This window comes from Caulobacter zeae (assembly GCF_002858925.1).
GTDB lineage: Bacteria > Pseudomonadota > Alphaproteobacteria > Caulobacterales > Caulobacteraceae > Caulobacter > Caulobacter zeae.
Genome location: NZ_PJRS01000017.1, coordinates 52,706 through 73,707 on the forward strand (window position 1 = coordinate 52,706; position 21,002 = coordinate 73,707).

The 21,002-nt window shown below is 67.6% G+C and carries 18 protein-coding genes; 8 read left to right on the plus strand and 10 right to left on the minus strand.

Features of this window, described 5'->3' with window-relative positions; all coding sequences use genetic code 11:
• Nucleotides 1-224: 224 nt before the first annotated feature.
• The 8 genes from SGCZBJ_RS08530 to rhmD form a co-directional block, all read right to left on the minus strand.
• A complete protein-coding gene (locus SGCZBJ_RS08530; protein ID WP_101717580.1) occupies nt 225-1,850 on the minus strand; it encodes an MFS transporter in 1,626 nt (541 codons plus the stop codon).
• Between the two features lie 89 nt (nt 1,851-1,939).
• Complete coding sequence (gene bglB / locus SGCZBJ_RS08535) at nt 1,940-3,049, minus strand: beta-galactosidase BglB (protein WP_101717581.1); 1,110 nt, start codon at nt 3,047-3,049, stop codon at nt 1,940-1,942.
• Nucleotides 3,050-3,087: 38 nt separating this feature from the next.
• Nucleotides 3,088-6,879 carry a beta-galactosidase gene (locus SGCZBJ_RS08540; RefSeq protein WP_240621455.1) on the minus strand — a complete coding sequence of 1,264 codons (3,792 nt, stop codon included), beginning with the start codon at nt 6,877-6,879 and terminating at the stop codon, nt 3,088-3,090.
• Nucleotides 6,880-6,883: 4 nt separating this feature from the next.
• Nucleotides 6,884-7,219, minus strand: coding sequence for an L-rhamnose mutarotase (gene rhaM / locus SGCZBJ_RS08545; protein WP_101717582.1), 336 nt, complete (start codon nt 7,217-7,219; stop codon nt 6,884-6,886).
• Nucleotides 7,220-7,248: 29 nt separating this feature from the next.
• Nucleotides 7,249-8,154 carry an amidohydrolase family protein gene (locus tag SGCZBJ_RS08550; RefSeq protein WP_101717583.1) on the minus strand — a complete coding sequence of 302 codons (906 nt, stop codon included), beginning with the start codon at nt 8,152-8,154 and terminating at the stop codon, nt 7,249-7,251.
• Between the two features lie 68 nt (nt 8,155-8,222).
• Nucleotides 8,223-8,972: an SDR family NAD(P)-dependent oxidoreductase gene (locus SGCZBJ_RS08555; RefSeq protein WP_101717584.1), complete on the minus strand. Its 750-nt coding sequence runs from the start codon at nt 8,970-8,972 to the stop codon at nt 8,223-8,225.
• Nucleotides 8,969-9,832: a 2,4-didehydro-3-deoxy-L-rhamnonate hydrolase gene (locus SGCZBJ_RS08560; RefSeq protein ID WP_101717585.1), complete on the minus strand. Its 864-nt coding sequence runs from the start codon at nt 9,830-9,832 to the stop codon at nt 8,969-8,971. Before SGCZBJ_RS08560 ends, SGCZBJ_RS08555 begins: the two co-directional genes overlap by 4 nt.
• A gap of 45 nt (nt 9,833-9,877) precedes the next feature.
• Entirely contained in the window at nt 9,878-11,056 is a 1,179-nt protein-coding gene (gene rhmD / locus SGCZBJ_RS08565) for an L-rhamnonate dehydratase (protein WP_101717586.1), read from the minus strand.
• Between the two features lie 213 nt (nt 11,057-11,269).
• Between rhmD and SGCZBJ_RS08570 the strand changes: the two genes are divergently transcribed.
• The 8 genes from SGCZBJ_RS08570 to SGCZBJ_RS08605 all read left to right on the plus strand — a co-directional run bounded on the left by SGCZBJ_RS08570 (nt 11,270) and on the right by SGCZBJ_RS08605 (nt 18,854).
• Entirely contained in the window at nt 11,270-12,103 is an 834-nt protein-coding gene (locus SGCZBJ_RS08570) for an IclR family transcriptional regulator (RefSeq protein ID WP_101717587.1), read from the plus strand.
• A 32-nt stretch (nt 12,104-12,135) separates the two neighbouring features.
• Nucleotides 12,136-12,897 carry an L-rhamnose 1-dehydrogenase Lra1 gene (locus SGCZBJ_RS08575; RefSeq protein WP_058350571.1) on the plus strand — a complete coding sequence of 254 codons (762 nt, stop codon included), beginning with the start codon at nt 12,136-12,138 and terminating at the stop codon, nt 12,895-12,897.
• Between the two features lie 15 nt (nt 12,898-12,912).
• The gene (gene lldD / locus SGCZBJ_RS08580) at nt 12,913-14,052 is read left to right on the plus strand and encodes an FMN-dependent L-lactate dehydrogenase LldD (RefSeq protein WP_101717588.1); all 1,140 of its coding nucleotides are present in this window, start codon (nt 12,913-12,915) and stop codon (nt 14,050-14,052) included.
• Nucleotides 14,052-14,846: a rhamnogalacturonan acetylesterase gene (locus SGCZBJ_RS08585; protein ID WP_101717589.1), complete on the plus strand. Its 795-nt coding sequence runs from the start codon at nt 14,052-14,054 to the stop codon at nt 14,844-14,846. Before lldD ends, SGCZBJ_RS08585 begins: the two co-directional genes overlap by 1 nt.
• Nucleotides 14,847-15,041: 195 nt before the next feature.
• A complete protein-coding gene (locus SGCZBJ_RS08590) occupies nt 15,042-16,268 on the plus strand; it encodes an SGNH/GDSL hydrolase family protein (RefSeq protein ID WP_101717590.1) in 1,227 nt (408 codons plus the stop codon).
• 73 nt (nt 16,269-16,341) lie between these two features.
• Complete coding sequence (locus SGCZBJ_RS08595; RefSeq protein WP_101717591.1) at nt 16,342-16,527, plus strand: hypothetical protein; 186 nt, start codon at nt 16,342-16,344, stop codon at nt 16,525-16,527.
• Between the two features lie 172 nt (nt 16,528-16,699).
• Complete coding sequence (locus SGCZBJ_RS08600; RefSeq protein ID WP_101717592.1) at nt 16,700-18,037, plus strand: serine hydrolase domain-containing protein; 1,338 nt, start codon at nt 16,700-16,702, stop codon at nt 18,035-18,037.
• A gap of 49 nt (nt 18,038-18,086) precedes the next feature.
• Nucleotides 18,087-18,854, plus strand: coding sequence for an SDR family oxidoreductase (locus SGCZBJ_RS08605; protein WP_101717593.1), 768 nt, complete (start codon nt 18,087-18,089; stop codon nt 18,852-18,854).
• A 190-nt stretch (nt 18,855-19,044) separates the two neighbouring features.
• On the opposite strand, the gene SGCZBJ_RS08610 is transcribed toward SGCZBJ_RS08605, so the two are convergent.
• Both SGCZBJ_RS08610 and SGCZBJ_RS08615 read right to left on the minus strand, forming a co-directional pair.
• On the minus strand, nt 19,045-19,890 hold the full coding sequence (locus SGCZBJ_RS08610) for an arginyltransferase (protein WP_101717594.1): 846 nt from the start codon (nt 19,888-19,890) through the stop codon (nt 19,045-19,047).
• Between the two features lie 111 nt (nt 19,891-20,001).
• The gene (locus SGCZBJ_RS08615) at nt 20,002-20,901 is read right to left on the minus strand and encodes a flagellar motor protein MotB (protein ID WP_058350562.1); all 900 of its coding nucleotides are present in this window, start codon (nt 20,899-20,901) and stop codon (nt 20,002-20,004) included.
• Nucleotides 20,902-21,002 lie beyond the last annotated feature (101 nt).

Below are 21,002 nucleotides of genomic sequence, written 5' to 3' on the forward strand. Positions count from 1 at the left end.
CCCGCCGACGCCTCGAAAGCTGAGAACGTCCCCCCTCCGGCCCTCTGGGCCACCTCCCCCAGAGGGGGAGGATCTTCACGCCGCCTTTCCCCCTTGATGGGGGAAGGGCCGGGGAGGGGGGGACTACGGCTGTCAGTCCTGAAACGAAAATGGGGGCGGAACGCGTGGTTCCACCCCCATCCCAACCCTTCCCCCATCGAGGGGGAAGGGCTCTAGTTTTGTAGTCAGTTGATGTCCGGGATCTGGTCGCTGCCGACCGGGGGCTTGGCCTTTTCGCCGCGGCCCCAGAGGCGTTCGTACTTCCAGCCGGTTAGGTCCTCGACGATGGCCTTGGACTCGGGCGTTTCTGCCTCGGTGGCGCCGGCGCGCAGGCGTTCGACCTCGTGGACCAGGACTTCGTGGGTCTTGGCGTTGAGGCGGAACTTCCACGAGATGATCATGCCGGTGACCATCACCAGGATCGGGCCGCCGACCATGATCAGCACCAGGGTGTGGATCGCTTGGGGCGTCTGCTGGACCACCTGGCCCTTGCCGCCCGAGACGAAGCCGCCCAGGCCCAAAAGGGTGGTGGTGAGCAGGATGGCGCCCGACTGGGCGATCTTGCGCACGAAGGTCATGACGCCGGCGAAGATGCCCTCACGGCGCTGGCCGGTGACGGCCTCGTCGACGTCGGGCAGGTAGTTGTAGACGCCCCAGGGCACGAAGTTCAGCGTCCCGCGGCCCAGGCCCGCCAGGATGATCGGCAGAAACAGCCACAGCAGGACCGTGGGGTTGAAGCCCGAACCGGCGGCGTTGAAGATGTTGCCATGCAGGCCCTCGACGCCCGCGGCGAAGCCGGCCGGCTTGACCAGGTAGAAGCCCAGGAACAGCAGCAGGGCCGCGGCGACGAAGCTGATGGCCATGCGGTAGGCCGCCGTCGGGCCGGTCTTGATGATCACGCGGATGGCGATCATCACCGAGATCAGCTGGGCGAAGTACATCATCGTCATCGCCTGGGAGATCACCAGGGTCGAGCCGACCATCACCGTGGCCACGAACAGCGGGAAGGCGGTGTTGAAGATGTCCTGGCTGATATAGCCGCCCAGATACAGCGACAGGTGCTGGCGGAACGCCTTCAGCTTCAGGGTCGAGAACAGGTCGCGGAACATGTTGACCGGGATCAGCGCCGCCTTGCCCCAGTCCATGGCCTCGGGCTGGATCAGCTTTTCGTCCTCGGTGTAGGGGCGTTCCCAGGTGAACAGCACCACCAGCACGACGACCAGGCTGAACAGGCCGCCGAAGATGGCCGCCATGATCAGGAAGGTGTTGGAGCTGTCCTTGCCGCCGAAGTTGTTGATGATCAGCGTGGGCAGGTACGAGGCCAGGATCGCCGAGCTTTGGGCGATCAGCATGCGGGCGCCCGCGAACTTGGCCTTCTCCTTGTAATCCTTCGTCATTTCCGCCGCGAGGGTTTCCCACGGGATCAGGAACATCGTGTAGACGAACTCGAAGAAGATGAAGGTCACCAGGTAGTAGGTGAAGGTCTGGCCCGAGACGAAGATCAGGGCGAAGCTGGGCAGCAGCGGGATGGTCAGCAGCAGGAAGATCTTCCGCCGCCCGACCTTACGGCCGATCCAGGTGTGACGCAGGTTGTCGGAGATGTAGCCGATCAGCGGGCAGGTGATCGCTTCCAGCAGGCGCGGCAGGCCCAGGATCAGGCCGGTCTCGACCGGCGACAGTCCGCAGAAGGTGATGAAGAAATAGGCCAGCCAGCCGGTGATCACGGCTTGCGCGCCGGCCCCCAGCATGTCGCCGGAGCCCCAGCCCCAATAGTTGATCCAGGACGGTTTGCGGGCGTCTGGCGTGGCCATGTTCGTTTCATTCCCAAGAGGAGGGGGTCTTGTCGCCCCCAAGTCCGGTCCGGCGCTGGGCCGGACCGGATTAGGTCGAAGTCAGCGGCTTAGATGAAGGCGCGCTGGAATTCGCCGAGGGCCAGCATGGCCAGCGACTGGCCGTACGGCATCGAGGTCAGCGGGATGTCCTTGTAGCCCTGGATCGTGTCGAACACCGGGGTGCCGAACGAGACCTGCTGCAGTTCGCCGGCGTCGTCGATGTTGGCCAGCACGCCCTTGATGGCGCGGATGGCGACGGCTTCGTACTCCTTGCCGATGTAGCGCTTGCGGACGGCCTTCAGGACGCCGTAGGCGAAGCCGGCCGTGGCCGAGGCTTCAAGGTACGAGGTCTTGTCGTTGATGATCGTGTGCCACAGGCCCGACTCCTGGTCCTGGAACTTGGTCAGGGCCTTGATCTGGGCCTCCAGGGCGTCGATCAGGAAGGCGCGCAGGCCGTCGCCCGGCTTCAGGTCGAGCAGCTCGATGAATTCCGGGATGGCGATCGTCACCCAGCAGTTCCCGCGGGCCCACAGGGCGTCGGCGAAGTTGTGACGACCCTCGAAGGTCCAGCCGTGGAACCACAGGCCGGTCTTGCGGTCGGCTAGGTACTTGATGTGGACCATGAACTGGCGCTTGGCCTCCTCGACGAAGTCGGGGCGGTCGAGCAGCAGGCCGATCTTGGCCAGCGGGAGCACGCTCATCATCAGCGTGTCGTCCCACAGCTGCTGCGGGTTCTCGCTGTTGAAGACGATGTGCTGGAAGCCGCCTTCCTCGGTGCGCGGACCCTCGTACATGACGTAGTCGGCCCAGGTCTCGAGGTAGGGGATGTAGGTGTGGTCGCCGGTGGCCTCGTACAGGTAGGCCAGGGTCAGGAACGGCGAGACCGTGTTGATGTTCTTGGTCGGCGTGCCGGCCTCGAAGCGGTCGGCGAACCACTTGGTCATGATGTCGAAGGCGCGCTCGTCGCCGTACATCTCGTACTGCTTCCACAGGCCGTAGAGGCCCACGCCGTGGGTCCATTCCCAGTCGTTCCAGCCCTTGGTGTCGATGACGCGGCCGTCGTCGAGGCGCAGCAGGAACTCGCCCGTCTCGTCGGTGATGTCGACGAGGTTGCTGATCAGAAGGGCGATCTTGGCCTTGACGTCCTTGGCCTCGATGCCGTGAGCGAGATTGGGCACGGTAGTCTCCTAAAGGTAAGTTCGGGGTAGGCGGGGGCCTACTGCTTGTAGTTCGGCGCGGGGACGCGGGCGACGGGCACGCCGCCTTCCACGTTGCGCAGCACTTCCAGTTTGACGGCTTCCAGGGCGTCGCCGGGGGCGCCGTCGCTGGTCACCGCCAGGGCGATGGTGTTCTTGCCGTGCAGATCGACGATGCCGGTCGGCAGGACGAAGGTCCGCTGCGGGCCGACATGGGCGATGAACTGGCCCATGTTCCAGCCGTTGACGAAGATCAGCACGCGATAGCGGCCGGGCGAGCGCGGGGTCTTCGGATCGCCGATCGTCAGGCCCAGGGTCACGTCCTGGTCCTTGGGCAAGGCGAGGTCGAAGTTGGTGCGATACCAGGTTGTGCCGGCATAGGGCGCAGTCTGCGCCATGTCAGCCTTCTGCCAGGCCTGGTCGGGGAAGCCCGGCAGGTGCCAGCCGTTGCGTTCGCCGTACTGGCCGCCTTCGTTCATCGGGCCGCGCACCGGATCGGCGATGTCTTCGCCGCCCTTGTTGCCCTGGATCTTCCAGCTGATCGGCACGGCGAAGCTGTAGCTCGTGGGGCTCGACAGCGAGGCCGAGACCAGGCCGCGGGCTTCCTTGTGGAAGTCGTCGGCGTCGAGGTCCCAGTTGTGGCCGTTGTTGCGCACCATCACCGACAGCACGTGCTCGCCGTCGCCGCGCAGGGCTTCGGGCAGCTTGAAGGTCGCCACGCCCGTGGTGATCGGGCGGGGCAGGCCGCCGTCCAGTTCGTGCTGGCCCAGGAACTTGCCGTCCAGCCACACCTGGATCATGCCAGCGCCGCCGGCGCCGTAGTGCAGGGTCAGGGTGTCGATGTCGGCGCGGCCCTTGTAGCGGCCGCGATACCAGACGTCGCCGTGGTGGAAGCCGTGGGTGCTCATGTCGAGCGCCGGCTGGCCCGTCGGCGGACGCACGGTGGAGCCGCCGCGCTTGCCCTCGGCCTTGGCCCAGGCGCTGTCGTCGAAGGCCGGATCCGATTCCGGCGAGCCGGCGGCGGTCTTCCAGTCGAGCTTGGCGAGATCCGGCACGGTGACCGCGGTCGGGCCGGCCAGCGACTTGGACGCCAGCAACGAGCCCGAAGCCGTGGCCTTGGCGGCGACGGCCGCGCCGTTCCAGCGGACGGACTTCACGCCCTTGGGGGCGAAGACTTCCAGGGCGCTCTCGGTTTCGGTATCGCCGGTCAGCGACAGGACCGCGCCCTTGACGCTGGCCGAGCGGACGAGGCCGGGGCCGCGTTGCAGTGTGGGGCCGGCGGCGGTGTCCTGGCGCCAGAAGGTCTGGCCGGTGGCTTCATCCGCCAGCAGCAGCACGAGCGGCGGACGGCCGCCGCCGGTGATGCGCACGCGAGCCAGGCCCGTGTGGCTGTAGGAGAGCTTCAGGTCGCCCTTGGCCGCGTCGAAGTTCGACGACACCTGGCCTTCCACCACCTCGACCTTCGGCGCCTCGGCATAGCGCAGGACGGTTTCACCGGTCTCGCCGGCGCGGCCGTACATCAGGGCCAGGTCGCCGCCGTTCCAGGGCAGGTGGGTCTGGATCTCGGACGTCGAATAGACGAGGCGCTGGCCGCCCAGGTCGTACGAAGCCATCAGCATCTTGCTGTCCTGGCCCTTGATCCGCGAGGGGACCACGTACTCGCCGTCGCGGGTCTTGACCTTGAAGGTGAAGGCCTCGTCGCCGGTGGCGCTGCTGGGGTTGTGGATCACCACATAGAGGTGGCTTCCGGTCTCGGCGTTGACGTTGTGATAGACGCGGACCTTGTCGTTCGAGGGAACGACGGCCTCGCCCTTGTCCATGCGGGTCAGGTCCGGAACGGCGTTCAGGAACTGGCCCATCTGCTTCATGACGCGGGCCTTGTCGCGCAGGCCGCGGGCCTCGTCGATGGCCGAGCCGTAGTCGTAGGAGCTGAACACCACCGGGGCCGGCGACCAGCCCCACGAGGTGCCGCCATAGGTCATGTAGAAGCTCTGGATCGTCAGGCCGTTGGCGATGTTGGTCCCGTAGAACACCCGCTGGTAGCCGACGCCGCGATGGATGGCGGTGCAGTCGTAGTCGCCGTTGCTGCCCCAGTAGTCGAACCAGCCGCCGCCGAACTCGGCCGCGAAGCCGGGCGTGTTGGGGCTGGCCGAGGCGCCGCCCTTGGCCCCGCCGGCGCCGTAGAGGCCCCAGTCGGGCGCCACGCCGGGCGAGGAGGGGGTCGAGTCGACCTTGCACGAACCGCCCGGATAGCCGTCGAAGGCGTAGAGGTCGGTCGGGCCTTCCACCGCGCCGGGCACGTTGGAGCCCTTGGGCACCCAGTAGCCGTTGCGGCCCTTGTCGTTGTGGAACAGCGGGACGGTGATCCCGTCCGCGCGGGCCTTGTCGGCCAGCCACTGCATGTAGCGCTGCTGCGGCGCGCCCACGACGTCGAGCTCGTTCTCGATCTGGTGGGCGATGACCGTGCCCTGGCCGGTGGTCAGCTGGTGGCGGGCGATGACCTTGTTGATCTGCGACAGCCACTCGTCGGCGGCCTGGATGTATTCCGGCGCATCGGTGCGGGCGCGGGCCTGCTGGTTGACCAGGTGTCCGGGGAAGCCGCCGCGCGTCAACTCGGCGTTCACGTACGGGCCGGCGCGGGTGATGACGTAGAGGCCTTCTTCCTTGGCCATGGTCAGCACGCGATCCATGTCGCGGATGCCCGAGAAGTCGTAGACCCCCTGCTTGGGCGAGTGGTAGCCCCAGTCGATGTAGATCGCGACGGTGTTGTAGCCGCTGGCCTTCATCTTCTGGAGGATGTCGCGCCACAGATCGGGGCTGGGCACGCGGAAGGGGTGGAACTCGCCGCCCCAGGAATAGATGCGATTGCCGTCGACCTTCAGGGAGTACTTGTCCCAGGTGATCTTGTGGGCTTCGGCAGGCTTGGCCGCGACCGCCTGGTCGCCGCCTTCCTTGAGCACGGTGAAGTGGCGGACCGTGCCCGACAGCTCGGGCAGCTCCTTCTTGGGCGTCCAGGTGCGGAAGCCGTCGGTGCTGTCGGAGTACCAGTAGCGCTTCGACATGTACTCGTCGAAATAGATGCGCCAGGCCCCTTCAGGGGTGCGGGTGAGGGCGGGGCCTTCGAGGAACTTGCCCCAGCCGGCCCAGTCGCCGCCGCCCTTGACCTGCCACGGGCCGTCCAGCGACGGGGCGGTCAGGAGCTCGATGAACTTGGTGGTCTCGTTCTTGGCGAAGGCCTGGTACTGCGAGCCCTCGCGCACGACGAAGGCGTCGATGTAGTTGGGACCCATGCCTGACAGCGGGCGCGGCGCGCTCCAGGTCGAGAGTTCGGCGTCCTGGGCCGTGATCCGGTAAGGCTGGAACTGCCCGGCGATGCCCGTGGTCGAGACCGACAGGATCAGGTGCTCCGAACCGTCGGCGTCGACGAACCACTCCGGCGCCCAGGTGTTGGTCGAGCCGGCGACGTCGACGGTGACGTCGCGCAGGAAGGTCCAGTCGACCAGGTCCTTGCTGCGGGCCAGGCCGATCGTGTTGCCGGTCCAGCCGGTGGTGTAGGCGACGTAGTAGAAGCCGTCCTTGCGCTTGATGACGCTGGGATCGCGGATCAGCCCCTTGGGCGGGGTGTAGGCCAGCGGCTTCTGCAGGGTGAAGCGCGAGCCGTCGGCCGAGTCGTACACGCTCATGTTCGACTGGCTGGCGTTGGTGAACGCCGTCATGACGTAGCGCGTCGGTTCAGCCAGCGCGGTCGTGGCGAGGAGGGCGGCGGCGAGGCCGAGGAGGCCCATCGTCTTGGGGGCGGGACGCTTGATCACTGCTTCAGCCCTCGAAGTAGAAGACGGGCTTGAGCGGCCATTCGACCGGCTTGTTGTCCGGATGGACGTCCATCAGGTCGGCCATGAAATCCCACCAGCGCTTCATCACCGGCTGCAGGGGCAGGGCGTCCTTGTTGTTGTCGGGCTTCAGGCGAAGCACGGCGAACAGGCTCATGGTCTCTTCGTCGAGGAAGATCGAATAGTCGTAGATGCCGGCTTCCCGCAGGGCCTGGGCCAGGTCGGGCCACAGCTCGTCGTGACGGCGCTCGTACTCGGCGGCGACACCGGGCTTCAGCTGCATGCGGAAGGCGATCGGGCGGCCCTCGGTCAGCGTGCTCATGGTTTCCTCCTGGCGTCGTTTCTTGGTTTTCAGGCGATGCGGTAGACGGCGGCGGCCGTGCCGGCGAACAGGCGCTGGCGCTCGGCGTCGCTGAACTCGGCCGTGACGGCGTCGTAGGCGCAGTAGAAGGCGTCGAAGCTGCCGTGCACCTTCTCGACCGGGAAGTTGCTGGCGAACATGGTGCGCTCCACGCCGAAGGTCTCGATGACCTGCAGGACGAACGGACGCAGGCTTTCCACCGTCCAGGCGCGGTCGACCATCGCCAGGCCCGAGACCTTGCAGGTGACGTTCGGGCGCTGGGCCAGCGCGGCCATGCCGGAGCGCCAGAGCGCCAGGCCCGCCTCGTCGCGGTCGGTCGGCATGCCGGCGTGGTTCACCACCAGCGCGATGTCGGGATGGGCGTCGGCCAGGGCTGCGGCCGTTTCCATCTGGGCGGGGTAGAGTTGCAGGTCGAACGACAGGCCATGCTTGGCCAGCAGGCTAAAGCCCGCGCGCCACTGGTCGTTCAGCAGCAGGTCGGACGGGCCGTAGGTCTTGGCCGGGTCCGCGTGGAAATTGACGATCTGGCGGATCCCGCGCACGTGCGGCCGCGAGGCGTGCGCCTCAAGCAGGGCCTCGACGTTGGGGTCGTCCAGGTTGGCGCCGGCGACGATCGCGCCGATCGGCGCGCCGGCGGCGATCAGGCCTTCCAGCCAGTCGGTCTCGGAAAGCTGCTTGTCGGTGGGCAGGCCGCACTCGACATGGACCAGGCTTTCGACGCGCCAGGGCAGGGCGTCGGCGGCGTAGTCGGCGGGCAGGTAGTTCTTGCCGGCGATCAGGCTCATGTCGCCCGCCGGGTTGCCCGGCAGGGGAACGTCCTGAAGCCAGGAATAGTAGTGCTTGTCGAGATCCCACAGGTGCATGTGGGCGTCGATGATCGGACCCGCGTACGCCATGCCTGTCCCCTTGGTCTCGTAGTGTCCAGGCCCGCCCATCCCGAAGGACGGGCGGGCCCGGTCTCAAACTAGAAGGTCGTCCGGCCGCCGGACGTGTCGAAGGTGGCGGCGGTGGTGAAGCTGCACTCCTCGCTGGCCATGAAGCAGACCATCGCGGCGCTTTCCTCGACTTCGCCGAGGCGACCCATCGGGATCTTCGAGCGCATGTACTCGACCTGACTGGCGGGCAGCTGCTCGAGGATCGGGCTTTCGAAGGTGGCGGGGGTCAGGCTGTTGGCGATGACGCCCTTGCCGGCCAGTTCCTTGCCCAGCGACTTGGTCAGGCCGATGACCCCGGCCTTCGACGCCGAATAGGCGCTGGCGTTGGGGTTGCCTTCCTTGCCGGCCACCGAGGCAACGTTGACGATGCGGCCGTAGCCGGCCGCCAGCATGTGCGGCACCACCGAACGGCAGCAGTAGAACAGGCCGTTCAGGTTGATGTCGATGACGCGCTTCCAGCTGTCGAGCGGGAATTCGTGCACCGGAACCGTGGCGCCGGTGATGCCGGCCGAGTTCACGAGCACGTCGATCTTGCCGAGGGCCTCGACGCTGGCGGCGGTGGCCGCGGCCACCTGGGCCTCGTCCGAGACGTCCAGAGCGTAGGTGAAGCTGGCGCCGACTTCCTCGCCGGCTGCCTTCAGGGCGTCGGCGTTCAGGTCCCACAGGGCGACCTTGCCGCCTTCGGCGACGATGCGGCGGGCGGTTTCCTTGCCCAGGCCCGAGGCGCCGCCGGTGATGACGGCGGTGCGGCCTGCGAAACGGTTGGCGTAAACGGTCACGAGACGCCTTCCTTGGTCCAGGCGATGACTTCCTGGCGCTGCTCGCCGAGCTTCTCGATGCCCAGGGTCATGACGTCGCCCGGCTTCAGGAAGATCTTTTCCGGCTTCTGGCCTTCGCCGACGCCCGGAGGGGTGCCCGTCGTCAGGATGTCGCCCGGCTCGAGGGTGACGAAGCGGCTCATGTAGGCGATCAGCTCGGCGACGCCGAAGATCATCGTCTTGCTGTTGCCGGTCTGCATGCGCTTGCCGTTGAGGTCGAGCCACATGTCGAGGTTCTGGCAGTCGCCCACTTCATCGGCGGTGACGACCCACGGGCCGACGGGGCCGAAGGTGTCGCAGCCTTTGCCCTTGTCCCACTGCGAGCCCATTTCCTTCTGGAAGGCGCGCTCGGAGACGTCGTTCACCAGCACGTAGCCGGCGACGTAGTCCAGGGCTTCGGCCTGCTCGACATAGCGGGCGCGCTTGCCGATCACGACGCCCAGCTCGACTTCCCAGTCGCCCTTCTCGGCGCCCTTGGGCAGCATGACCTGGTCGTTCGGGCCGTTCAGGCACGAGATGGCCTTGGTGAAGAAGATCGGCTCGGGCGGGGGCTCCAGGCCGGCTTCCTTGGCGTGGTCGGCGAAGTTCAGGCCGATGGCCAGGAACTTGCCGACATTGGCGATCGGCACGCCGTAGCGCGGCGAGCCTTCGACCACCGGGAGGGTGCTCGGGTCGATGGCGGCGATCTTGGCCAGGCCTTCCGGGGTCAGGTCCGCGGCGGTGATGTCGGACACGTGGCCCGACAGGTCGCGGATCTTGCCTTCGGAATCCAGCAGGCCGGGCTTTTCGGCGCCCCGCGGGCCGTAACGCAACAGTTTCATGGTCTTCTGGCTCTAGGGGTAAATTGGGGGAAGGGGAGGCGCGGCTTACCGCGGATAGGGACGGTGCAGGCCGACGTCGCGGTTCAGCTCGACGCCGAAGCCGGGCGCGTCGCCGAGCTTGAGCTTGCCGTTGACCGGAACGGGCTCGCCGATCAGCTGCGGATGGAACATCGGCACGACCTCGTCGGCCTTCGGCGCCATCATCAGGAACTCGGCGAACGGGCTGTTATGGCGCGTGATGACGAAGTGGTAGCTGTACACCGACGAGCCGTGCGGGATCATCATCACGCCCTTGCTGTCGGCCAGGTTGGCGATCTTGATCAGCTCGGTGACGCCGCCGCACCAGCCCACGTCCGGCTGGATGATGTCGCAGCATTCCATTTCCAGCAGCATGCGGAAGCCCCAGCGGGTGGCTTCATGCTCGCCGGTGGTGACCAGCATGCCGGGAGGGGCGTTCTTCTTCAGGTCGCGATAGCCCCAGTAGTCGTCGGGACTGAGGGCTTCCTCGATCCACTTCAGGCCGTACTCGTGGGCCTTGTGCGCCAGCTTGGTGGCGTAGTTCAGGTCCAGCGACATCCAGCAGTCGAACATCAGCCAGAAGTCCTCGCCCACGCGGTTGCGCATGGTCTCGAGTTCCAGAAGGTTCTTGCGCAGGCCTTCTTCACCTTCGGCCGGGCCGTGGTGCAGGGGCATCTTGCCGCCGATGAAGCCCATCTCCTTGGCCAGGTCCGGACGGGCGCCGGTGGCGTAGAAGGTCAGCTCGTCACGGACCTTGCCGCCGAGCAGGGCGTAGACCGGCTCCTGGCGCAGCTTGCCGATCAGGTCGTAGAGCGCCAGGTCGACGCCCGAGATGGCGTTCACGACCAGGCCCTTGCGGCCGTAATACTGGGTGGAGAAGTACATCTGGTCCCAGATCTTCTCGACCTCGGTCGGATCACGACCTTCGAGGAAGCGGGCCAGGTGCTTTTCGACGATGAAGGCGGCCGGTTCGCCGCCGGTGGTCACCGCGAAGCCGATCGTGCCGTCGACGGCCTCGATCTCGACCACCAGCGTGCCAAGCACGTTGATGCCGAAGCTCTGGCGGCTCTGGCGGTACTCGGGATAGCGCGACATCGGGGTGGCGATGTGGTCGTCGATCCAGTGGCCTTCGCCCTGGTCGTGATAGTCGGCGCCGCCCCCGCGGACCACATAGGCGCGAACAGCCTTGATCAAGGGAAGCGGCATCTCGTGCTCCAACCATCGCCCGGTCTCTCGTGACCGGATCTGCCCCTATTAGAGGAGGCGCGCCAGCGGGGCCGCCGAACGACGCGAACGGATGTTCGCGCTACCTCCCCAGAACATCGTATGACACGCTTGTCGCAGGACCCCCGCGACCGAAAGAGTCGCTGACGCGAGCCCTTGTCTTGCGTTCCATATTATGAGAGGTAGTGCTACAAAATGAAACCCAGCACGTCAAGGGGAGCGGAACCGGTGGCGGACGACGAAGGCGCGGCGACCAAGAGCCCAAGCGGCAGCCAGACGCTGTTTCGCGGCCTGGACGTGCTCGACGTGGTGGCCGACGCGGGGGCCATCGGCCTGCCGGCGCTGGCGGCCCGACTCGGCCTGACCCGCAGCACCACGCACCGCCTGGCCACCGCCCTTGTCGAGCGTCGCCTGCTGACCCAGACCCCGCGTGAAGGCTACAGCCTGGGTCCGAAGCTTCTGGAACTGGGCTACCTGGCCAGCCAGCAGATGGACCTGCCGCGCATCGCGCGCCCGCATCTGGAAAAGCTGTGGGAAGAGCTGGAAGACACCGTCCACCTGGGCGTGCTCGACGATGACCGCGCTCTGTATCTCGACAAGCTGACCGGTCGCCGCCGCATCAACATCTCCTCGCGCGTGGGCGATCGCCAGCCGATCCGCTCGACGGGCCTGGGCAAGGCCCTGGTGCTGGACGACGACGAGGGCCGCTGGCGCGCGCTCTATCGCAAGGAAGGCCCGGCCGCGGCCGGCGCGCCGAACGAAGAACAGTGGATCGCCTGGATGCACGACTATTCCCAGCGCGGCATCGCCTTCGACTTGGAAGAAAACGAAGACCGCATCCGCTGCGTGGCCGCGCCCGTGCGCGGGGCGGGCGGTCAGATCGTCGCCGCGATCAGCGTCTCGGGCGCTGCTCAGTACATGGACGATGAACGGATGGGCGGGCTGGTGGACGACATCCGCCTGGCCGCCGACGCGATCAGCCGCGATCTGGGCTGGAACGGCAAGCGGGGGTCAGGCGCCAAGACCTGACGCCTCCCGCGCGTATGTATGACGGAGGAACTATGCTTCTGAAGGACAAGGTGGTGCTGGTGACCGGCGCTTCGGGCGGCATCGGCAAGGCGGCCGCCATCGGCGCGGCGCGTCATGGCGCCGACGTGGCGATCAACTACCACTCCGACGAGGCCGGCGCGGCCGACGCCGTGGCGCAGATCGAGGCTCTGGGCCGTCGCGCCATCGCCGTGAAGGGCGACGTGGCCCAGGTCGAAACCGCCCAGGCCTTCGTCGACGCCGCTGTCGCGGCCTTCGGCAAGGTCGACGTCTTCGTCAACAACGCCGGCATCTGCCCGTTCCACGCCTTCCTGGACATGCCGCCGGAAGTGATGGAGCGGACCATGAAGGTGAACCTGTTCGGCGCCTACTACATGGTGCAGGCGGCGGCCAACCAGATGGTCAAGCAGGGCCACGGCGGTTCGATCATCGCCGTCTCCTCGATCAGCGCCCTGGTCGGCGGCGGCATGCAGACGCACTACACCCCGACCAAGGCCGGCGTGCACAGCCTGATGCAGTCGACCGCTATCGCGCTCGGCAAGCACGGCATCCGCTGCAACTCGGTGCTGCCGGGCACGATCGAGACCGCGATCAACAAGGAAGACCTCGCCGACGTCGCCAAGCGCGAATACATGAGCGGCCGCATTCCGCTTGGCCGCCTGGGCGAGCCCGACGACCTGGCCGGCCCGATCGTGTTCCTGGCCTCGGACCTGGCCAACTACGTCACCGGCGCGGCCCTGCTGGTCGACGGCGGCGCGTTCGTGAACCTGCAGTAGGCGCATCGTCCTTCCATGATCGTCTCGTCGACTACCGACTTCCGTGAGGCTGCGCGGCGCAAGCTGCCGCGCTTCCTCTTCGACTACATCGACGGCGGCGCCTACGCCGAGCGGACCCTGGCCCGCAACGTCTCCGACCTTGCCGACCTGGCCCTGCGACAGCGGGTGCTCAAGGACGTGTCCAGGGTCTCGACGGCGACCAGCCTGTTCGGCGTGGAGCAGTCCATGCCCGTGGTGCTGGCCCCCGTGGGCCTCACCGGCATGTACGCTCGTCGCGGCGAATGCCAGGCGGTGCGCGCGGCTTCGGCCAAGGGCGTGCCGCTGTGCCTGTCGACGGTGTCGGTGTGCGACGTGGACGAGGTGGCGGCCGCGTCGAGCCGGGCCCTGTGGTTCCAGCTCTACGTGCTGCGCGACCGGGCGTTCATGCGCGACCTCCTGGCGCGGGCCGAGGCGGCGGGGGCGAGCACGCTCGTCTTCACCGTCGACATGCCCGTGCCGGGGGCCCGCTACCGCGACGCCCATTCGGGCATGAGCGGTCCTAACGCCGGGGCTCGCCGCATCCTGCAGGCCATGGGCCGCCCGCAATGGGCGTGGGACGTCGGCGTCATGGGCCGTCCCCACACCCTGGGCAATGTCGCCCCGGTGCTGAAGGGCAATACGGGCCTGGAGGACTTCATGGGCTGGCTGGGGGCGAACTTCGACCCCTCGATCCAGTGGAAGGACCTCGAATGGATCCGGCAGTCCTGGAAGGGGCCGCTGGTCATCAAGGGCGTGCTCGATCCCGAGGACGCCAAGGCCGCCGCGGACATCGGCGCCGACGGGGTGGTGGTGTCCAACCACGGCGGCCGCCAACTCGACGGCGTGCTGTCGTCGGCCAAGGCGCTGCCGGCCATAGCCGACGCGGTGGGGGACAAGCTGACCGTGCTGGCCGACGGCGGGGTGCGCTCGGGCCTCGACGTGGTGCGGATGCTGGCCCTGGGCGCCAAGGGCGTGCTCTTGGGCCGCGCCGCCGTCTACGCCCTGGCCGCCCGCGGCCAGGCGGGCGTGACCCAATTGCTGGACCTGATGGAAAAGGAGATGCGGGTGGCCATGGCGCTGACCGGCGTCAATTCCGTCTCCGAGATCGACCGTTCAATCCTGGCGGAGACCCGCTGATGAAAATCGCCGCCGCCCTCGCACTGGCTCTGGTCATCGGGGCGGCGCCGGCCGCCCTGGCAGACCCGAATCGTATCGTCATCGCCAGCGATTCCACCGCCGCCGACTACAGCGCCCGCAGCTTCCCGCAGATGGGCTGGGGCATGGTGCTGAAGTGCTCGCTGAAGCCCGACGCCCAGATCGTCAACCTGGCCCGCGGCGGCCGCTCGACCAAGACCTTCCAGGAGGAGGGGCTGTGGTCGGTGCTGATGGCGCAGCTGAAGCCCGACGACACGGTGCTGATCCAGTTCGGCCACAACGACGCCGACACCAAGAAGATCGTTCGCTTCACCGATCCCAACGGGGCCTATGCCGACAACCTGCGCCGGTTCGTGGCCGACGTGCGCACGGCCGGCGCCAAGCCGGTGCTGATCACCCCCATCGCCAAGCTGATCTTCAAGGATGGCCAGATCCAGGACACCCACGGTCCGTACTCGGCCACCGTGCGGCGCGTGGCGGCGGAAACGAAGACCCCGCTGATCGATCTCGACAAGGAAAGCCAGGCCAAGTTGCAGGCCATGGGCGAGGCCGAGGGCGCCAAGCGCTTCATGATCTATTCGGCGGCCGACAAGATCGCCAGCCACCCCGAAGGGATCAACGACACCACCCACCCCAACGAGCTGGGCGCGCGCATGGCCGCCGGCATCGTGGCCAAGGGGCTGAAGGGGGCGAAGGTCCCGGCGTCCAAGCTGGTGCTGCGGGGCGAGGCTGATGCGTCCGCGCGTGGCGAGCCGACCTGCGCGGCGAGGCCCTGAGGTTCAGGCAAAAAGAAAGGAGCGTCGGCGGGGCCGGCGCTCCTGGACCTCAGAGGGGGAAGTACGAGGTCAGGCAGAACAGGGAAGGATCGAGCTTCGATCCATCGATCAATTCTCACAATATGGACAATTGATCGATATATTGAGAATAACATCGAAGCGGCGAACGTCAACCGCCGTTGTGGGGAAACGCTGATGAACCGTACGATCCTGTCCGCCGCCCTGGTGCTGGCGCTGGCGCCCGCGCCGCTGCTGGCCGCGCCGAAAGCCCGCCCGGCCGCCGTCTCCGAAGCTCCGGCCTGGCGCAGCGCCTGGGGCAATGCGCCGATCGCGCCGCAGGCCGTGGCCCGGCCGGGCGAGGCGAGGGCCTTCACCGACGTCACCGTGCGCCAGGTGATGCGCCTGAACGCGGGCGGCGAGGCCGTGCGGCTGCGGCTATCCAACGAGCTGAACGAGCGGCCGCTGGCGGTGGGAGCGATCACGCTGGCCCCGGCCGACGCCGACGGAAAGATCCTGGGCGCGCCGATCGCGGTGACGGTGGGCGGCAAGGCCGAGTTCACGATCCCGCCTGGCGCGCCGGTGCTGAGCGATCCGGTGGCGCTGCCGGTCAAGGCGATGGACTACGTCTCGGCGGCGGTCTTCTACGTCGGGACCCAGGCCCCGGCCGGCCACCGCGTGCGCCTGTTCGTGGCGCCGCCCGGCAACCACGTCGCCAAGGACGCGATCCCGGGCGAGCAGGCCCTTAAAGGTCCTGGCCTGGTCAGCGGCGTCGAAGTGCGCGGGCAGGGCGAGCCGCCGGTGCTGGTGGCCATCGGCGACTCGATCACCGAAGGCTCCGGCTCGACCCCGAACGCCGACAAGGGCTGGCCCGAGCAGCTGGCGGCGCGGCTGGCCGCGCGCGGGCAGGGCTGGAGCGTCGTCAACATGGGCATCGGCGGCGGGCGGCTGCTGCGCGAGGTCTCGGGGCCCAGCGCTCTGTCGCGCTTCGACCGGGACGTGCTCAGCGTGGCGGGGGTCAAGGCGGTGGTGGTGTTGGAAGGCATCAACGACATCGGCCGCGCCGTGCAGCCGGGCTTCACCGCCGACGTGGTGACGCCCGAAGATCTGATCGCCGGCTATCGCCAACTGATCGCCCGGGCCCACGCGCGGGGCGTGAAGATCTATGGCGGCGTCATCCCGCCGTTCGAGGGCGCGGCCTACTATCACGACAAGGGCGAGGCCACGCGAACCGCGGTCAACGCCTGGATCCGCACCGGCGGTGAGTTCGACGGCGTCATCGACTTCGACGCGGTGCTGCGCGATCCGGCCAAGCCGAGCCAGCTGCGCGTAGAGACCCACGGCGGCGACCACCTGCATCCCAACGATGCGGGCTACGCCCTGATGGCCGAGGCGGCGGACAAGGCCGTGTTCCCGGGCAAGTAGACGCTCGACCCGCCTTGCGCGACGGTGGCGGGCGGGTTAGCTCCCTCTCGAGTATTTGTGAGGGGGCCTATCGATGAAGACCATCAAGTCGTTGCTGATCATGGCCGCCGTGCTGGCGACGCCGGCCCTGGCCCATGCCGCCGACGGCGACTCAAAGAAGTCGGTGGCGATCTTCGCCGCTCTGATCGCGGTGTTCGCCGGGGTGGGAACGACGTTCCTGGCGGTCTACGCCGCGAACGTGAAGAAGAACAAGAAGTAGGGCGCGCCCAATCTTCGTTCGCCTTCCTCGCCAGAGGGGCGAGGAAGGCGGGCTGGGAGGGCGGTCAAGGTCGGCCTCGTACCTCGTTAACCCCCACAGCCTCGCCCCTGCGTGATTGCACCTTTCGCAATCCTGGGTAAGGTCGCTTCAAACGGCTGTTTGGGGTGAGGCGATGGCAGGACAAGGTTTGCGGCGGCGTTTCGGGTTGGCGACAGCCCTGGCTCTCTCCCTCGCCCTTTCCTTTGGGGGGAGCGGCTCGCCCGCCCTGGCAGCGCCGAAGGACCAGCTGGTCGCGGCGGCTCCCGAGAGCGTCGGCGTCTCGCCCGAGCGGCTCAAGCGCCTCGACGCCTTGATGAAGGACCTGGTGGCCACCGGCCACCTGCCGGGCGCGACGACCATGCTGGTGCGCCACGGCAAGGTGGTGAGCTTCAAGACCTACGGCGCGCGCGGCTTCGGCGGCCCGCCGATGACCAAGGACACGATCTTCCGCATTTACTCCCAGACCAAGCCGGTCACGGGCGTGGCGATGATGATCCTGTTCGAGGAGGCCAAGTGGAGCCTCGACGACCCGGTGACCAAGTACGTGCCGGAGCTGGCCAACCTGCGTGTCTACAAGGGCGTCAACGCCGACGGCTCGTTCGTCACCGAGGCCGCCGACCGACCGCCGACCATGCGCGAGATCATGAGCCACACGGCGGGCTTCGCCTATGGGCTCAACCCCGACAACCCGGTCGACAAGGCCTATGTCTCGACCAACGTGCTGGGGTCCAAGAGCGGCCAGGAGTTCGTAGAGCGCTTGGCCAAGCTGCCGCTCTACGGTCCGCCCGGCAAGCAGTGGAAGTACAGCGTCGGCGTCGACATCCAGGGCTTCATCGTCGAGAAACTGTCGGGCCAGAGCCTGCCGGACTTCATGCAGGCCCGGATCTTCGCGCCGCTGAAGATGAAGGACACCGGCTTCTGGCTACCGGCCGAGAAGGCTGATCGCCTGGCCAGCCTCTACCTGTGGGACGGCAAGACCAAGAAGATCATCCCCGCCGAAGGCTTCATGGTGCTGGACGTCACCAAGCCGCCGGTGGTGGCCTCGGGCGGCGGCGGCCTTGTCTCGACCAACGCCGACTATGCCCGCTTCTGCCAGATGCTGCTGAACGGCGGCGAACTGGACGGGGCGCGGATCCTGTCGCCGGCCACGGTGAAGCTGATGGCTTCCGACCACCTGCCCGATGCGATCCTGGACGATCCCAAGGCCGAGTTCTCCAAGGCCAGCGGCAAGGGCTTCGGCCTCGACTTCATGGTGATCACTGATCCGGCCCGCGCCGGCACGCTGGCGGGGAAGGGGACCTATAGCTGGGGCGGCGCGGCCGGCACCTGGTTCTGGATCGACCCGGAGAACGACCTCTTCTTCCTGGGCATGATCCACGTGCTGGCCAAGGACGGCGACCCGGCCCTGCGCGACCTTGGCGACCGTGCTTCCACCCTGGTCTACCAGGCGCTGGTCCAACCAGAGAAATAGGCCAAGCCCGAAAAATAAGGCCCGCCAACGGGCTGACGGAGGAAATCAAATGCAGGATCTGTTTTCGCTCGAGGGCCGGGTGGCCCTCGTCACCGGCGGTTCGCGCGGCATCGGCCGGATGATCGTCGAGGGCTTCCTGCGCCACGGGGCGGCCAGGGTCTACATCACCGCCCGCAAGGCCGGCGCCTGCGACGAGGCCGCTGAAGAGCTGTCGCAGTTCGGCGAGTGCGTCTCGCTGCCGGGCGACATCTCGACGATGGAGGGCGTACAGGGCCTGGCCGCGCGAATCCTCGAGCGCGAGGAGAAGCTCGACATCCTCGTGAACAACGCCGGGGCGGCCTGGGGCGCGGGTATCGACGAGTTCCCCGAGGCCGGCTGGGACAAGACCGTCGACCTGAACATGAAGACCCCGTTCTTCCTGACCCAGGCCCTGCTGGCCCCGCTGCGCGAGGCGGCCAAGACCCGGGTGGCCAAGGTGATCAACATCGCCTCGATCGACGGCCTGTCGGTGACCAAGGAGGAGACCTATCCCTACGGCGCCAGCAAGGCCGGCCTGATCCACATGACCAAGCGCATGGCCCTGCGCCTGGCGCCGGAGAACATCGCCGTGTCGGCCATCGCGCCGGGCGCCTTCGCCAGCGACATGAACCGCACGGCCCGCGACCACGCCGACGCCGTGGCCAAGTTCATCCCCGCCGGCCGCATCGGCGAGGCCGAGGACATGGCGGCGGCTGCGATCTACCTCGCCTCGCGAGCGGGGGACTACGTGGTCGGCGGCACACTGGCGGTCGACGGCGGCGTGGCCTGGTCACGGTGAAGTAACCCTCTCCCAGAGGGAGAGGGGGGGGGCAGGCGTAGCCTGGGAGGGTGAGGGGTTAAAGCTTGGCGGGGCGCGAAGCGCCGTCAGCGATCGGGGTCCCGGTGTGAAGCCGGCCAAGGATGAAACCTCTCACCCTCCCGCCGCTGAGCGGCGGGCCCCTCCCTCTCTCAAAGAGAGAGGGTTTTTGTCAGGGCTTGCCCGCCGCCGGCAGTTCGGTCAGCGGGATGGCGTCTGACAGTTCGACCTCGCGCACGGCCGGCGCCGGGGCGGCCTTGGGCGGGCGGGCGCCGCGTTCGCGGGCCGACATCAGCGACCAGCCGCCGGGCTTGAGGATCTCCAGGGGCGAGAACTTGGCCTTGTAGGCCATCTTCTCCGAGCCCGGGACCCAGTAGCCCAGATAGACGTAAGGAAGGCCGGTCAGGCGGGCCTGGACGATGTGGTCGAGGATGATGAACGACCCCAGGCTCCGGCGTTCCTGCGTCGGATCGTAGAAGCTGTAGACCAGCGAAAGGCCGTCGGCGAGCACGTCGACGAGCACGCAGGCCACCAGTTCGCCCGGGCCGCGATCGACCGACGGGCGGCGGTACTCGATCAGGTGCGTTCGGACAGCGGTGTCCTCGACCATCGCCACATAGTCGGGCCAGGTCATCTCGGCCATGCCGCCATCGGCGTGGCGGGCGGTGAGGTAGCGGCGCAGCAGCTCGAACTGCTCCAGCGTGGCCTCGGCCTCGACCAGGCAGCGGACCAGATCGTTGTTGCGATTGAGGGCGCGGCGCTCGGAGCGCGAGAATTCGTAGTCCGCGGCGGGCGCGCGGGCCGACTGGCAGGCGCGGCAGGTCTCGCAGGCGGGGCGATAGGCGATGTTCTGGGAGCGGCGGAAGCCGACCTGGGTCAGGCTGTCGTTGACGCCGGGGCCGTCGGACAGGGGCAGGTGGGTGAACACCTTCCGTTCCTGGCGGCCGGGCAGGTACGGGCAAGGGGTTGGCGCCGTCAGGAAGAACCGAAGCTGTCGCGTCGGAAAATGCTGCGTCACGTCGTCCCTGTCCCCTTACTCCCGGTCAGGCCCCCGCCTGATCCGTGAAGATGATTAGGCGGCATGCCGGGCCGTTGTGCAAGCAGGACAAACGCGCGACGCGGCTAACGGTCACAGGTTGTCGGGCAGGACGGGCTTTTCGCGCAACAGGACGATCGAAATGCGGCGGTTGCCGGCCAGGGTCGGATCGTCGGCGTAGAGCGGCTCGGAGTTTGCCTTGCCCGAGACCTGGTAGATGCGGTCGTCGTCGACGCCGGCGCCGCGCAGGATCTGGCGCGAGGTGTCGGCGCGCTGGGCCGACAGGGCCCAGTCGCTGTCGGCCTTGCGGCCGCGCTGGTCGGCGCTTGTGTGGCCCGAGACGGTGATGCGGTTGGGCAGCTGGTTGATGACCTTGGCCACCGCGCGCAGCAGCAGGCGGGCGCGGTCGTTGGGCTCGCGCGAGCCCTCCTTGAACATCGAGCGGCCTTCCTGGTCGACCAGCTGGATGCGCAGGCCTTCCGGGGTCTGGTCGATGAGGATCTGCTTGGACAGCTCGGCCAGCTCGGGCATGTCCTGCAGCGACTGGCGCAGGGACTGGGCGGCCGAGGCGAAGCTGTCCTGTTCCTTCTTGGCCAGGGCGTCGCGCAGGGCCTGCTCGCTGGCCGAGTCGAGGCTGGCGGTGGTCGAGGACTGGCCGTCCTGGTTGGTCTGGTCGGGCGCTTCGGGGGCCATCTGCTGGACGACCGACATCTTGCCGTCGGCCTTGGCGCCGTCGTCGCCGAGCGAGGTGCCGCCCAGGATGCCGCCCGAGCCGCTGGTGCTGGACGAGATCGAGGCCGGCGCGAAGTAGTCGGCGATGCCCTGCTTCTGCTCGGGGCTGGTGGTGTTGAGCAGCCACATCAGCAGGAAGAAGGCCATCATCGCCGTCACGAAGTCGGCATAGGCCACCTTCCAGGCGCCGCCATGGTGACCATGGCCGCCGCCCTTCTTGACCTTCTTGATGATGATCGGCGCTTCGCCGGTCGACGCCATCGTGCTTAAGCCTGCTTAACCCTGTCGGGGCAACCTGCCCGCAGGACGTTAAAATGGCGTTGCGATACGCCGCCGTTGGGCTCATGCACGGGGCCAATTCG

Excerpts from the sequence above, each read along its gene's own strand:
- SGCZBJ_RS08530 (WP_101717580.1), bottom strand. The coding sequence starts at position 1,850 with ATGGCCACGCCAGACGCCCGCAAACCGTCCTGGATCAACTATTGGGGC.
- rhaM (WP_101717582.1), bottom strand. The coding sequence starts at position 7,219 with ATGAGCACGCTGACCGAGGGCCGCCCGATCGCCTTCCGCATGCAGCTG.
- SGCZBJ_RS08550 (WP_101717583.1), bottom strand. The coding sequence starts at position 8,154 with ATGGCGTACGCGGGTCCGATCATCGACGCCCACATGCACCTGTGGGAT.
- SGCZBJ_RS08560 (WP_101717585.1), bottom strand. The coding sequence starts at position 9,832 with ATGAAACTGTTGCGTTACGGCCCGCGGGGCGCCGAAAAGCCCGGCCTG.
- rhmD (WP_101717586.1), bottom strand. The coding sequence starts at position 11,056 with ATGCCGCTTCCCTTGATCAAGGCTGTTCGCGCCTATGTGGTCCGCGGG.
- SGCZBJ_RS08570 (WP_101717587.1), top strand. The coding sequence starts at position 11,270 with ATGAAACCCAGCACGTCAAGGGGAGCGGAACCGGTGGCGGACGACGAA.
- SGCZBJ_RS08575 (WP_058350571.1), top strand. The coding sequence starts at position 12,136 with ATGCTTCTGAAGGACAAGGTGGTGCTGGTGACCGGCGCTTCGGGCGGC.
- lldD (WP_101717588.1), top strand. The coding sequence starts at position 12,913 with ATGATCGTCTCGTCGACTACCGACTTCCGTGAGGCTGCGCGGCGCAAG.
- SGCZBJ_RS08585 (WP_101717589.1), top strand. The coding sequence starts at position 14,052 with ATGAAAATCGCCGCCGCCCTCGCACTGGCTCTGGTCATCGGGGCGGCG.
- SGCZBJ_RS08590 (WP_101717590.1), top strand. The coding sequence starts at position 15,042 with ATGAACCGTACGATCCTGTCCGCCGCCCTGGTGCTGGCGCTGGCGCCC.
- SGCZBJ_RS08595 (WP_101717591.1), top strand. The coding sequence starts at position 16,342 with ATGAAGACCATCAAGTCGTTGCTGATCATGGCCGCCGTGCTGGCGACG.
- SGCZBJ_RS08600 (WP_101717592.1), top strand. The coding sequence starts at position 16,700 with ATGGCAGGACAAGGTTTGCGGCGGCGTTTCGGGTTGGCGACAGCCCTG.
- SGCZBJ_RS08605 (WP_101717593.1), top strand. The coding sequence starts at position 18,087 with ATGCAGGATCTGTTTTCGCTCGAGGGCCGGGTGGCCCTCGTCACCGGC.
- SGCZBJ_RS08615 (WP_058350562.1), bottom strand. The coding sequence starts at position 20,901 with ATGGCGTCGACCGGCGAAGCGCCGATCATCATCAAGAAGGTCAAGAAG.